Source organism: Acinetobacter qingfengensis (assembly GCF_008693185.1).
Lineage (GTDB): Bacteria > Pseudomonadota > Gammaproteobacteria > Pseudomonadales > Moraxellaceae > Acinetobacter > Acinetobacter qingfengensis.
In genome coordinates, this window is sequence record NZ_VXKN01000001.1 from 294,941 (window position 1) to 307,873 (window position 12,933).

Genomic DNA, 12,933 nt, shown 5'->3' on the forward strand with positions numbered 1-12,933 from the left:
TTATTGCATTTATTTATAGAAAAGATATGTTTACTTTGCATCCACAACTCGCCCAAGACACTTTTTTCGTAGGTGATTTCCCGCTGTGTACATGTCGTTTAATGAATGATATGCAGTTTCCATGGTTAATTCTTATTCCACGCGTACCTGGAGTGACTGAATTATACGAGCTAAGTCCGGCTGATCAGGAACAATTTCTTCGTGAATCCAGTTGGTTATCCAGTCAGTTGGCACGCGTATTCCGTGCAGATAAAATGAATGTGGCTGCATTGGGTAATATGATACCACAGTTACATTTTCATCATGTGGTGCGTTATCAAAATGATGTTGCATGGCCAAAACCAGTATGGGGTACAACTGCCGTACCTTATACTTCAGATGTATTGGCACACATGCGCCAAACCCTGATGCTGGCATTAAGAGGGCAGGGTGATATGCCTTTTGACTGGCGAATGGATTAATTAACCAGATCACGGCGTCATTACTAGTATGAAAAAAAAATTCCTAGATGTCGCCCCGTATCAGTTTATTAAACTTCTACGGCTTTTGAGTTATCTACTTTTAAGCCTGATTATGCTAGTTAGCAGCGTAACAGAAATAAATATAGAATTCTTCCATTTAGTTGTTATTCCTGTTGCTTTGCTGGTTTTACTTATTGAGCGATTTTCCTTTTCTAAAATTGAATATCATTATGGAAAAGATATAAGAAATAATATTACATTTTTAAGTGATGTTTTCCTGACAGCTTTATTTATTTCTGCCATGCACATGGCTTTAATCCCATCAATGACGATTATTGGGGCATTAATTTATTCTGCTATTTTTCGGCAAATTCATTATATTTATATCCTACTTACGCCAATTATAGGGATCTCAGTTTTTTATATTTCGAGTTTTTTATTATTTGGCTTTGAACCTTATATTAAAAATTCAAGCCTAGAATTAAATGTATTATCTTTAATTTCCTTTTTAACTTTTATCGCAATTACCATGTATTACCAGACTTTGAGGATTAGTCAGTTACATGAGAAAAAACTATATTATTTCAATGAAATGAATCGTTATGTTCATCTAAATAATCAACTCGCACGTTATGCACCGACTCAAGTCTGGCAATCTATTATGCGTGGAGAAATTGAGGCAAAAATTGAATATAAAAGACGAAAATTAACGGTATTTTTCTCAGATATTCAGGGGTTTACTGAACTTTCAGATCAGTTGATTCCTGATGATCTGGCTTTTTTATTAAATGACTATCTTACACACATGACTGATATAGCCAAACACTATGGCGGAACAATTGATAAATTTATGGGGGATGGAATTTTAATCTTTTTCGGTGACCCAGATAGTCGAGGGATCAAGGAAGATGCGATTGCTTGTTTGAATATGGCAGTTGCAATGCGTCAACAAATGCGTGTGCTGCGTGAGCGTTGGATTAAATTGGGTTTTGCATCTTTGCATATTCGAATGGGAATTGCTACAGGCTATTGTCACGTAGGAAATTATGGTACGTCACATCGTATGGCCTACAGCATTGTAGGACGTGATGCCAATATTGCTGCACGTTTGCAATCTGCTGCTGATGTTGATCAAATTTTGATTTCTGATGAAACCTTTAATTTGGTGCGAGAACATTTTTTATGTATTAAACATCCACCTTTAAAATTAAAAGGAATTTCTGGGTTTATTCAATCTTGGCAGGTGATAGAACATTATCACGATTCAATAGATAAATATCGCCGTTGGTACGATTATGAGTATAAAGGATTTAATTTACTATTAAATCTGGATAAAACACCAATTTATCAGTATCCAGAACTCATTGATATTATGGAAAAAACGATTGAAAGATTAAAGCTACAAAGAGATCAAACAGATTTTGATGGGGTTGTGCCATTAAAGCAGGAAGACATTGTTATGATCGATTCAGACCTTCAACTTAAACAACAATTACAAGATAAAGAGAAAACCAAACCATAAAATTTGGCTTTCAATTTAAAACTTAATGATTTTCTGAAGCATGGTTAATGGTGTATTTCGGAATCTCGACTTCCAGATCTTCTTCTTCGATATTAACTTGACAGGATAAACGTGATTCAGGTTCAAGACCCCAGGCACGATCCAATAAATCTGCTTCTACATCATTCATTTCTTCCAGTTCATAAAAGCCTTTACGGATAATGACGTGACAAGTTGTGCAGGCACATGACATATCACAAGCATGTTCAATTTTAATACCATGCTCAAGTAAGCTTTGACAAAGATTACTATTTTTCTCAACTTCAAATTCTGCACCTTCAGGGCAGATTTGTGAATGAGGAAGAACTTTAATACGTGGCATGGCTTAGTGATCCTTATCTTGGCTGGTGGTTGCCCAGTCATCTACACGAGTACCTTTAAGGGCGTGATCAATATGTCGATTCATTCGCATAGCTGCAAACATATCGCTATAAATTTTTAGATTCTGCACAGCTTGTTCAATTTTTTCCAGATCATCGCCTTCGATTGTATGTTCAAGAATTTTAACTGCACTATGTAATCGCTGAGATTCTTCAGTATTCAATAAAGCTTCATCAATTTGTAATGCCTGCTTTAATGCTTCGATTTCTCGTTGTGCTTCGACTTTAGTTTCTTGTAGATGGCGAGCCAGTTTATCTTGCTGAGCATATTGAAAACCTTCCAGCAATAAGCGTTCAGTATCTTCAGAAGACAATCCGTATGATGGTTTGATTACAATTTTAGATTGTACACCGGAAGTTGTTTCTAGCGCAGAAACATTGAGTAAACCATCAGCATCAACCTGAAAAGTAACCTCAATTCGTGCAGCACCTGCAGTCATTGGTGGAATACCACGCAATTCGAATTTAGCAAGTGAACGACAGTGTTCGACTAGATCTCTTTCACCCTGTACTACATGAATCAGCATGGCAGTTTGTCCATCCTGATAAGTAGTAAATTCCTGACGGCGAGTCACTGGAATTGGTGTATTGCGAGGAATAATGCGTTCAACTAGCCCCCCCATCGTTTCCAAACCTAAGGAAAGGGGGGTAACATCAAGTAATAGTGTACCATCACTGCTATTACCCACCAATTGATTGGCAGTAATTGCTGCACCTAGTGCCACAACTTCATCAGGATTAATGCTGCATAAAGGTTCTTTATGAAAAAAATTAGCAACAGCATGTTGTACTGCGGGCGTACGTGTTGAACCACCGACCAGAATGACCGCTTGAATTTGTTCAGTTTTAAGCTTTGCATCACGTAATACGCGTTGGCATACTTGCAAACTGCGATCAGTAACAGGTTGAATAATTTGTTGAAGTAAGTCTTGGGTCAATGTTAAGTGATGCGTATTAAAGATTAAATTTACTGTATTTTCAGTAGTTAACTGCTCTTTGGCTGCCTTTGCAAGCTGCATTAATTCAGTGTGTTGTTGATTAGAAAGACTTTCCAGAGAAAATTGCTGTTTGGCATACTTGACGATTAACCGATCAATATCATCACCACCTAAAGCAGTATGACCGCCTGTAGCCAATACTTCAAACACGCCTTTTGAAAAGCGTAATATTGAAATATCAAAAGTACCTCCACCTAGATCATAGATCGCAAAATTTTGGTCTTGTTGAAGTTGGGTATTTTGATCTAGTCCATAGGCAATGGCCGCAGCAGTCGGCTCATTCAGTAAACGTAAAACATTTAAACCTGCAAGCTGCGCTGCATCGCGTGTAGCTTGTCGTTGTGCTTCATCAAAATAGGCCGGAACCGTGATGACTGCACCGGTAATATCATGGACCAAGTTTTGTTCAGCACGATGTTTTAATGCTGCAAGAATATGTGCTGAGATTTCAACTGGTGTTTTATTTCCCTGGGATGTCACAAAACTTGGCATGTCCTGATCAGAACCTTCAAGCTGATAGGGATGTTGAAAACGAATATCTGCTCTGGAACGTCCCATAAAACGTTTTACAGAGACAATGGTGTTGCTGGCATCTTGATTGATAAAAGTTTTAGCTGCTAAACCTACAATTACATCATTTTCAGCAAAATGTACGACTGAAGGCAGCAAACTATGTTGTTGATGATCTTTTAATATGCTAGGTGTCCCTGAGCGCACTGTTGCAACTAAAGAGTTTGTCGTGCCTAAGTCAATACCAATACCTACACGATGTTCGTGAGGATTACTGGATTGGCCGGGTTCCGCAATTTGCAATAAAGCCATAAAGGAGTCCGTAGTAAAAATTAAAAATCATCATCCAATGTTGAAAACTGATCGTCATCGAACAGCTTGTCTTCAGCTTTGTCTATGTCTGCAAGGACATGACGAAAGAAACGTAATTTACGCACCGTATCGCGTGCTTCACTCCAATCCTGTGCTGAAAAATCCAGCTTAAATTCGCGGATTAGACTGTCAACCCATTGTTGAATTTCTTCACGCAATTGTTGTAATTGTTCTACAGTATTTGCTTCGTCTAGTTGTTCACGCATATCTAGAGCAGATTGTAAAAATTCAAAGTCATGAATAGATTGCTCCAGACCTGCATCCTGTTTTTGTAATTTTAAAAGGTAAGCTGCACGACTATCAATCTGCTTCAGCATGGTATAGGCTTGATTGATTTCACTTGATTCTGTGACAGCCTGTTCAATATTATCTTGATTATGATCAGGATGATATTGCTGCTGTAGTGCCAGAAATTTAGTTTTTAAAGCATCAAGATCAAGATCCAGGCTAGGCTCCAGATCAAACAAATCAAAATAAGTCATAGCGGAATTTCTGATTAATGAATGAAAGAAAAGCCAACAAAATTTATTGGCTTTGTCTAGATAAGAATCTGGCAGTTATACAGTGAATGATTCACCACAGCCACATTCACCTTTTTGATTCGGATTATTAAATTCAAAGCCTTCATTGAGACCATTTTTAATATAATCCATTTCCAGTCCATCAATATAGACTAGACTTTTAGGATCAACAAAAACCTTAACACCATGATTTTCGTAGACTTCATCATGTGGATCAGCTTCATCTACAAATTCAAGCACATAGGCTAAACCTGAACAACCAGAAGTTTTGATACCAATGCGAATACCTTCACCTTTGCCACGATTAGCCAGAAAATTAGCAACATGCTGTGCGGCGCTTTCAGTCAAATGAATCATACAATTCTCCTAAATAGTTGCTAATTATCTGTAACAGGCAATTTATTTTGCCCGTTTGTTACGGTAATCATCAATCGCAGCTTTAATTGCATCTTCAGCTAAAACAGAGCAGTGAACTTTAACTGGTGGTAATGCTAATTCTTGCGCAATATCAAGATTCTTGATTGCTTGAGCCTCGTCCAGTGTTTTGCCTTTTAGCCATTCCGTAACGAGCGAGCTTGATGCAATTGCCGAGCCACAACCATAGGTTTTAAAACGCGCTTCTTCAATGACACCGTTATCATTTACTTGAATTTGTAAACGCATAACATCGCCACATGCCGGCGCACCCACCATTCCTGTACCCACATTTTCAGCGTTTTTATCTAAAACACCTACGTTACGCGGGTTTTCATAATGGTCAATTACTTTATCACTATATGCCATGATGCTTCTCCATACCTCGGGGTCAGCTAATATTTAAATAAGGGTGAAAATGCATAAATTCAAGTGAATTAGTGCTCAGCCCATTCCACTTTTGAAAAATCAACACCTTCTTTGAACATATCCCAAAGTGGTGAAAGTTCACGTAATTTTGCTACAGCTGTTTTGGTTACTTCAATCACGTGATCAATATCAGCCTCAGTCGTATAGTGACCAAAACTAAAACGGATTGAACTATGTGCCAATTCATCTGATAGACCCAAAGCGCGTAATACATACGAAGGTTCTAATGTAGCAGAAGTACATGCAGAACCACTAGATACTGCAATGTCTTTTAAAGCCATCATTAAAGATTCACCTTCTACAAAGTTAAAGCTAACATTTAAATAGTTGGCTACGTTCTGAGTAGGGTGACCATTTAAATAAACTTCTTCCATTTCGGACAAACCATTCCAGAGTCTGTCACGTAATTGGCGAATACGTTGTTGTTCGGCTTGCATGGTTTTGCCGGCAACTTCAAAAGCATGTCCCATACCAACAATTTGATGGGTTGCCAGTGTGCCAGAACGCATACCACGTTCATGACCACCGCCATGAATTAAAGCTTTTAAACGTACACGTGGGCTACGGCGTACATATAGTGCGCCAATGCCTTTAGGTCCATAAACCTTGTGACCGGAAAAACTCATGAGATCAACCTTGATTTTACTTAAGTCAATGTCAATTTTCCCGGCAGCCTGTGCAGCGTCAACATGCAAAAAAGTTTTATTGGCACGAGTGAGTTCACCAATTGCTTCGACATCAGTAACCGTACCCAATTCGTTATTTACCATCATTAATGAAACAAGAATGGTGTCTGGACGTAATGCTTCCTGTACCTTTTCAGGAGAAATTAAGCCAGTACGTGGTTCAGGTTCAATATAGGTAATTTCAAATCCTTCAGTTTCTAAATAACGGCAGGTATCTAGAACTGCTTTATGCTCAATTTTGGAGGTAATGATATGTTTACCTTTATTTTTATAGAATTGAGCCACACCAATTAAGGCCAGATTATCGGATTCAGTTGCACCAGATGTCCAAACGATTTCCCGTGGATCTGCTTTGATTAGATCTGCAACCTGTTGGCGCGCATCTTCAACGGCTTCTTCAGCACGCCAACCGTATGCATGTGAACGAGATGCCGGATTACCAAAATTACCTTCAAACGTCAGGCAATTCATCATTGACTCGGCAATTTCAGGAAGAACAGGGGTTGTCGCAGCATAATCAAGATAAATTGGGAGCTTCATTTTAGATTGTTCCTGTAACCGATAAAGAGGCTAGATCATCAAGTGATGATTGGCGTAATGCAACTGTCTGAACATTATCACGTTCAATTAGATCAGCAAGCGTAATGCGTTCAAGATAACTTTCAATATGATTGGAAAGGTCATGCCACAAATCATGTGTCAAACACATTGCACCATTTTGACAATTTCCTTGATGATCACAGCGTGTTGCGTCAACAGTTTCGTTAACAGCTTCAATAATTGCCAGAACAGTAATGGTTTTTGCTGGGCGAGCAAGGTGGTAACCACCATTTGCACCACGAACACTTGCAACAAGCTGCTTTCGTTTTAATTTGGAAAATAATTGCTCTAAATAAGCAACAGAAATTGTCTGTCTTGCAGCAATTTCGGCTAAAGTAATCGTTTGGTCTGGTGGCTGAAGTGCTAAATCCAACATTGCAGTCACAGCATAACGACCGCGTGTAGTAAGACGCATAATCCAATCTACAGTTAAGCAAACAAATGCGATAGAGTGATTATACTTAAATCCGACTAATTTAGTCAACTTTATTTGTGCTGCTGAACTTATTAAAGTTTAATATTTTATTGATTCAGATTATAGCAAATTACACTAATTAAGGAAATGATTAAGGCTAAAATAATTGTCCAGTACAAGTAGGTCATCATTTTATGTTTACGTTGTAACCTTTTTAAATCGTAGCGATAAGATTTCACTTTAATTTGTAATTTGGTAATTTCTTGACGTTGTAATTCTATATGTTGGGTCAAGTTTTGAATGCTATATCTTGATGGTTTTGTTTGCGTATTGGCTGAGCTAAGCCAATAACGCCAATCAGAAATCACCGCAGATAAACTGATACTTCCCAATAATAACCGAAAATCCTTATGCAGTTCATCATGACCTTTGAGTTGAAGGCGACGAATACTTTTCTTATTACCAGTAAATAAAATTTTGATTAAATCGATTGTTGATGCTGTGATAACAATATCTGCTTGAGTCATTCCCTCAGGTTTTTCAAGGTCAAATAATACACCACGCTGATCAAAACTGACATAAAACTGTCCACTGGGTAAGTATACGTTAAACTGTAGGCTAACTTTGTGCTCAAAGAAATCTTTGGCATGGATTCTAGATAAACGATCATTTTTTAAGACAAAAGTTAAGCTTGTCTCTAAAAAAATCATAATTAGAGATTGCATTAGATGTGGAGAGTTTTTGTCTTGTTGTTGATCATTCATAAACGAGAAAAACCTTTTTTTGGCTGCATGCTGTAGGAAAGAAAGCCTGACATTTAAGAGGATGAAGCCTAGTGGTGTCAACACTACAATGAATTTTTAGCATTATTGGCAAAAATCATATAACGTATTCAATGACTGTTTAGTCAAATTTAACAATTTAGAAGAATTTTTTTTAACGCTGGATTGCTGTCTTGGTTACGAATGAAAAGTATATAGGTTGAAACAGTAGAAAATATAGGAATAACCTTATCCATTGCCTGATATTGCAAGGGTTCTGCAATGATTATAGCAACATTATAATTTGCCAACTCACAATATGATTGATTAAAAAATATGCAAAATAGAGTAAAAAATCCATTATCCGTAGAAATTTTGGGTAAAACCGTCACCCTGCTATTGCCTTATGTGAAAGGCATTGCTATAAAGGCTGCTAAGGCAAGTAGAAGATTTTTACCTTAGGTATTCAAACTATCAAATCAGAGGATGTTTTGCATGAATAAATCAGAATTAATTGATGCGATTGCTTCAAAAGGGGGCTTAACTAAAGTTGATGCTGCTAAAGCTTTGGACGCAACAATTGAAGCTATTACCGATGCATTAAAAGCAGATGATACAGTCACTTTGGTAGGCTTCGGATCATTTAGCGTGAAGGAACGTGCTGCACGTACTGGTCGTAACCCTAAAACTGGTGAAGAATTAAAAATTGCTGCAAGCAAAGTACCGAGCTTCAAAGCTGGGAAAGGTCTTAAAGACGCAGTTGCATAATAGATTATGTAACTTTGACGCGCCAATACTGGCGCGTTTTTTCTATATGGTATCGCTGATATTATATCTATATAACATGTGATCAACAGATAAAACACTTGTCATTACTGGATTTTCGGCTAGTATTCTTTGGTTAAATAATTTCTTGGAAGATTTATGGACGCTTTTCGTACTTTAATTCGAGGTTGGCTTGGAAAAGTATTATTGGTGTTATTTTTGGCACCCTTGGTCTTTGTTGGTCTGGAAAGCTATTTTGCAGGCTCTAGTAAAGAGGATGTAGCGCTCAAAGTTAATGATCAGGAAATTAGTAAAAATGAACTGGATAACTGGATTAAAGTTCAGACAAATGAATATTTACAGGCTGCAAATGGTGATCAGTCACTACTTAATAAACGCGTCATAGAAGCAGAAGTTTATGATGCTGCGATTGTGCGGGCTGTGTTATTACAACAAGCTGAAAAATTAGGTATTCGTTTAAGTGATGAGCAGCTTGGTACATTGATCCGTCAACAAGCTGCTTTTCAGGAAAATGGTAAGTTTTCGGAGCAGGTATTCCAGAATTATTTAATGAATAATCGTACTACTGTAGATCAACTATTAAAAGATTTTGGTCAGCGTATGTCTTTGTCTTTATTAACGAATAGTGTGATTTATAGTGCGTTGTATAGTTCAACTGATGCGCAAAAGCTTATTGCATTACTGGGACAGGAGCGTACAGCACATATTGCTGAACTACCATTAAACCAATATGCACAAAATTTTGTTGCAACAGATGCACAAATTAAGACCTATTATGATGCACATCAAAAAGATTTTATGCGTCAGGCAAATGTTGATGTTCAATATGTAGTGTTATCCAAAGCACAATTTGCAGATAAAGTACAAGTAACCGATGCGGACATTAACCAGCAATATCAGGCTTATGTGGCCAAGCAAAATAAAGATGCTTCACGTCAGATTAGCCAAATTTTGATTACTACAGATCAACGTAAACCTGAACAGGCGTTACAAATTGCACAAAGTATCGCAAACAAATTGAAAAATGGCGAAAAGTTTGAAGCAATGGTTCAACAATATTCTGATGATCCGGTAACAAAAGCCGCTCAGGGTAAAGTAGACGGTTATAATGTAGGTGTTTACGGGGATGCATTTGATCAGGCAGTGCTTGCACTACAACAAGGACAAACATCAGCTCCGGTGAAAACACAATATGGCTATCACATTATTCGAGTTGACCATATTGATGGAGTAAAAGTTACACCTTTATCCGAAATCCGTGATCAAATGGCGAACGAAGTAAAGGCGAAAAAATCGGCAGATGCTTTTCAGGATGCAGTTGCAGCAGCAAATGATATCGCAGTGCAATCGGATGCAGCAGATGCAATTGCTGATCAATATAAGTTACAGGTACAGACCACTAAGGGTGTAACACTGGCTAACCAATCCAATGCTGTTCTTGCTGACTCTGCTGTAAAGCAACGTTTATTTTCCAAAGAAGTTGTTGACGGTGATCGTAATTTATCAACTGTGATTAACTTAAAAAATGGTGATGCAGCATGGGTTAAAGTCCTAAATTATCATGCTGAACGTCCACAGACTTTACAGGAAGCAAAAGCTCAGGTTGCTGCAACTGTAAAACGTCAGGAACAGATTAAGCAGGCACAAGCTGCTGTAGCAACATTATTAAATGATCTGAAAAATAAACCTGCTGCTGAAGCATTGGCAGCAAGTCGTATCAAATTTGAGAATCTTGGGCCTGTACCACGTTATAGTCAGGTTTTACCAACCAAGCTAGAACGTGCTATTTATAGTGTATCTGTGCCAAAAGCAAACTTTTGGTCTGCAACCACCACTGATTTAGGTGAAGCCCTATATGTTGTTGCGGTTTCCAATGTGGGGCAAAATCCTGAGTTTAATGTAAACGATCAGCAAAAACAGCAAATTATTGGCCGTTTTGAACCACGTGGACAATTAGAACTTAATGATTATATTGAGTACTTAAAATCTAAAGCAGAAATTAAAAAGATTGAAAGTAAATAAGCTTTAGTTTTTTAATCATTAAGAGGCCAACTTGGAAATTTCGAGTTGGCCTTTTTTAAAAGTATTTTATTTAAAGATTTTTGCTCAACAATACAATTGCGGAAGCAAAAATTCCTTCCTGCCGACCCGTAAATCCAAGTTTTTCTGTGGTCGTTGCTTTGATACTGATACAATCCAAATCAACAAGTAAATCTTCAGCAATATTCTGGCGCATGGCTAAATTGTGCGGTGCAAGTTTTGGTCGTTCACATGCAACAGTAATATCCGCATTAACCAATCGATAGCCTTGGTTGCATATAAGTTGATAAACGTGTTTAAGTAAAATCCGACTATCAGCACCTCTAAATTGTTCATCAGTATCGGGGAAGTGTTGACCAATATCTCCTAGTGCCAAAGCGCCTAATATTGCATCAGCAAGTGCATGTAATACAACGTCACCATCAGAATGGGCTTTCAGGCCATGAGTATGTGGAATTTTTAAGCCTGCAAGCGTAACAAATTCGCCTTCTTCAAAAGCATGAACATCTAAACCCTGTCCAATTCTTAACATTTTATTGTTCCTAAACTACGATCACACAACGTGATGACTTGTGTATTGATGAAATAAAAGCGTATAGTAAGCATATCGTATTTTGGCTTCTTCTGATATTCACAGTTTATCCTTTTATGAACAGTCAACCCAGTTTTAAGCACCTATTCTTATTTATGTTTTCTGCGATGTTTACTGGTCAAACTTTTGCAGTATTGCCCGATTGTTCACAAAAAACAGTACAGAGATTTGATGGTTTAGTTTGTAAGGACAAGAATCTTTCCAGTCTAAATGATGTAATCAAAGCAAAATATCTTAGTGCGCAGTTGATGTCCAATGCACCGTTAAAACTTTTAAAAACAACGCAAATCGGATGGCAGCATTACGTACAGGAATGTAAAACTACACGTTGTATTCAACAGCAGTTTGAGCAACGTATTAACGATTTAGATTTGTTTACCAGTATGAATCAAAGTCTGACACAATATTTTATTCGACAAAATATTGAACAGCGGCATACTCCATTAACACAATTACAGTTGCATCAACTGGATAAAAATCGAATAAAAATTGAAGGTATTCAATATCGTAATCCAAATAATGCCGAAAATACCCGTGTTCGTTATTTGCGCTCCTATACATCACCTGATCAATTCTCACAAGTGATTGATTTAGAAACAAAATGTAAGTATAGTTTGGAGCGTCAGGGACATTTGTTAAAGTTTAGTTCCAAGGACGGTTCATGTCGTTATTTTACTGGTATTTACAAACTTTTTGATTAATCAGGATTTATTATAGAATTAAAATAATTATTTGTTCAATATTAACGCCGCTTATAGCGATAAATATGTTTCGGGGTACAGATCACATCCAGATCCTGATCCCAGTGCTGTGTTGAAATGATGGAATTTACTTGCTGAAAATCATGTGCTAATCCAATACGTTTCACATATCGGGCGCTAGCCAGTGTTCGATCATAAAAACCACCACCCATACCAATGCGATGTCCCATGCGATCGAACAGAACTAATGGCATGATGACGGCATCTAGTACTTTAAACAATTGTCCACGTTGTTGTATGGCTTGTTGCATGCCTAAGCGGTGTTTGGCAAAACGCTGATTATGATATTGCTGTAGGCTGATAGGTTGCCAGCGTAATTGTTGATTCATATTACAAATTAGTGGCAAATAAACTTTTTTGTGTTGTTTAAATAAATATTCAATTAACATCCGGGTTGGAATTTCACCAAATGCATCCAGGTAAATACCAATTCGTTGGGCATGTTGCATTTCTTTAAGAAAGATAATGCGATGCATTAATGCTAGTTCTGCCTGACGAAGCTGTATTTGGCTGAGATGGCGGCGTTGTCTGCGAATTTGCTGGCGTAATTGTGCGATTTGCATGAAAGTAACAGGATGAAATAAATTGATATGAAGTTTTAACCTTACAATGACAAAGCCTATATGACAATCATTTACTGATCTAT

Annotated in this window: 16 protein-coding genes; 6 read left to right on the forward strand and 10 right to left on the reverse strand. The window is 37.5% G+C overall.

Annotated features, from left to right (window positions below; translation table 11 throughout):
* Positions 1-26 precede the first annotated feature (26 nt).
* Both F4V57_RS01200 and F4V57_RS01205 read left to right on the forward strand, forming a co-directional pair.
* Complete coding sequence (locus F4V57_RS01200; RefSeq protein ID WP_070069944.1) at positions 27-461, forward strand: HIT domain-containing protein; 435 nt, start codon at positions 27-29, stop codon at positions 459-461.
* Positions 462-489: 28 nt separating this feature from the next.
* Positions 490-1,983 (forward strand): adenylate/guanylate cyclase domain-containing protein, encoded by a 1,494-nt coding sequence (locus F4V57_RS01205; protein WP_070069943.1) that lies wholly within the window; start codon positions 490-492, stop codon positions 1,981-1,983.
* A 22-nt stretch (positions 1,984-2,005) separates the two neighbouring features.
* Here F4V57_RS01205 and fdx read toward each other — a convergent pair whose 3' ends face one another.
* From fdx to F4V57_RS01245, 8 genes are all read right to left on the reverse strand, one after another.
* Complete coding sequence (gene fdx / locus F4V57_RS01210) at positions 2,006-2,344, reverse strand: ISC system 2Fe-2S type ferredoxin (RefSeq protein ID WP_070069942.1); 339 nt, start codon at positions 2,342-2,344, stop codon at positions 2,006-2,008.
* Between the two features lie 3 nt (positions 2,345-2,347).
* A complete protein-coding gene (gene hscA, locus F4V57_RS01215) occupies positions 2,348-4,222 on the reverse strand; it encodes a Fe-S protein assembly chaperone HscA (RefSeq protein WP_070069941.1) in 1,875 nt (624 codons plus the stop codon).
* 20 nt (positions 4,223-4,242) lie between these two features.
* Positions 4,243-4,764 carry a Fe-S protein assembly co-chaperone HscB gene (gene hscB, locus F4V57_RS01220; protein ID WP_070069940.1) on the reverse strand — a complete coding sequence of 174 codons (522 nt, stop codon included), beginning with the start codon at positions 4,762-4,764 and terminating at the stop codon, positions 4,243-4,245.
* A 75-nt stretch (positions 4,765-4,839) separates the two neighbouring features.
* Positions 4,840-5,160 (reverse strand): iron-sulfur cluster assembly protein IscA, encoded by a 321-nt coding sequence (gene iscA, locus F4V57_RS01225; RefSeq protein ID WP_070069939.1) that lies wholly within the window; start codon positions 5,158-5,160, stop codon positions 4,840-4,842.
* A 42-nt stretch (positions 5,161-5,202) separates the two neighbouring features.
* Complete coding sequence (gene iscU, locus F4V57_RS01230) at positions 5,203-5,586, reverse strand: Fe-S cluster assembly scaffold IscU (protein WP_070069938.1); 384 nt, start codon at positions 5,584-5,586, stop codon at positions 5,203-5,205.
* Between the two features lie 68 nt (positions 5,587-5,654).
* Positions 5,655-6,872, reverse strand: a complete 1,218-nt coding sequence (locus F4V57_RS01235; protein ID WP_070069937.1) for an IscS subfamily cysteine desulfurase — start codon at positions 6,870-6,872, stop codon at positions 5,655-5,657.
* A 1-nt stretch (position 6,873) separates the two neighbouring features.
* The gene (locus F4V57_RS01240) at positions 6,874-7,347 is read right to left on the reverse strand and encodes an Rrf2 family transcriptional regulator (protein ID WP_070069936.1); all 474 of its coding nucleotides are present in this window, start codon (positions 7,345-7,347) and stop codon (positions 6,874-6,876) included.
* 107 nt (positions 7,348-7,454) lie between these two features.
* Positions 7,455-8,111: a hypothetical protein gene (locus tag F4V57_RS01245; protein ID WP_070069935.1), complete on the reverse strand. Its 657-nt coding sequence runs from the start codon at positions 8,109-8,111 to the stop codon at positions 7,455-7,457.
* Positions 8,112-8,444: 333 nt separating this feature from the next.
* On the opposite strand from F4V57_RS01245, the gene F4V57_RS14995 reads away from it, so the two are divergent.
* The 3 genes from F4V57_RS14995 (at position 8,445) to F4V57_RS01255 (ending at position 10,916) form a co-directional block, all read left to right on the forward strand.
* Positions 8,445-8,570 (forward strand): hypothetical protein, encoded by a 126-nt coding sequence (locus F4V57_RS14995; RefSeq protein ID WP_264754218.1) that lies wholly within the window; start codon positions 8,445-8,447, stop codon positions 8,568-8,570.
* Positions 8,571-8,603: 33 nt separating this feature from the next.
* Positions 8,604-8,876, forward strand: coding sequence for an HU family DNA-binding protein (locus F4V57_RS01250; protein WP_070069934.1), 273 nt, complete (start codon positions 8,604-8,606; stop codon positions 8,874-8,876).
* Positions 8,877-9,032: 156 nt separating this feature from the next.
* Positions 9,033-10,916, forward strand: coding sequence for a SurA N-terminal domain-containing protein (locus tag F4V57_RS01255; protein ID WP_070069933.1), 1,884 nt, complete (start codon positions 9,033-9,035; stop codon positions 10,914-10,916).
* A gap of 70 nt (positions 10,917-10,986) precedes the next feature.
* Here the strand turns inward: F4V57_RS01255 and ispF are convergent, their stop codons facing one another.
* Positions 10,987-11,466: a 2-C-methyl-D-erythritol 2,4-cyclodiphosphate synthase gene (gene ispF, locus F4V57_RS01260; RefSeq protein ID WP_070069932.1), complete on the reverse strand. Its 480-nt coding sequence runs from the start codon at positions 11,464-11,466 to the stop codon at positions 10,987-10,989.
* A gap of 116 nt (positions 11,467-11,582) precedes the next feature.
* Here ispF and F4V57_RS01265 point away from each other — a divergent pair, with 116 nt between their 5' ends.
* Positions 11,583-12,227 carry an A1S_1983 family putative colistin resistance protein gene (locus F4V57_RS01265; RefSeq protein WP_455423261.1) on the forward strand — a complete coding sequence of 215 codons (645 nt, stop codon included), beginning with the start codon at positions 11,583-11,585 and terminating at the stop codon, positions 12,225-12,227.
* Between the two features lie 41 nt (positions 12,228-12,268).
* Here the strand turns inward: F4V57_RS01265 and F4V57_RS01270 are convergent, their stop codons facing one another.
* Positions 12,269-12,850: a 5-formyltetrahydrofolate cyclo-ligase gene (locus F4V57_RS01270; RefSeq protein ID WP_070069930.1), complete on the reverse strand. Its 582-nt coding sequence runs from the start codon at positions 12,848-12,850 to the stop codon at positions 12,269-12,271.
* Positions 12,851-12,933: the final 83 nt, after the last annotated feature.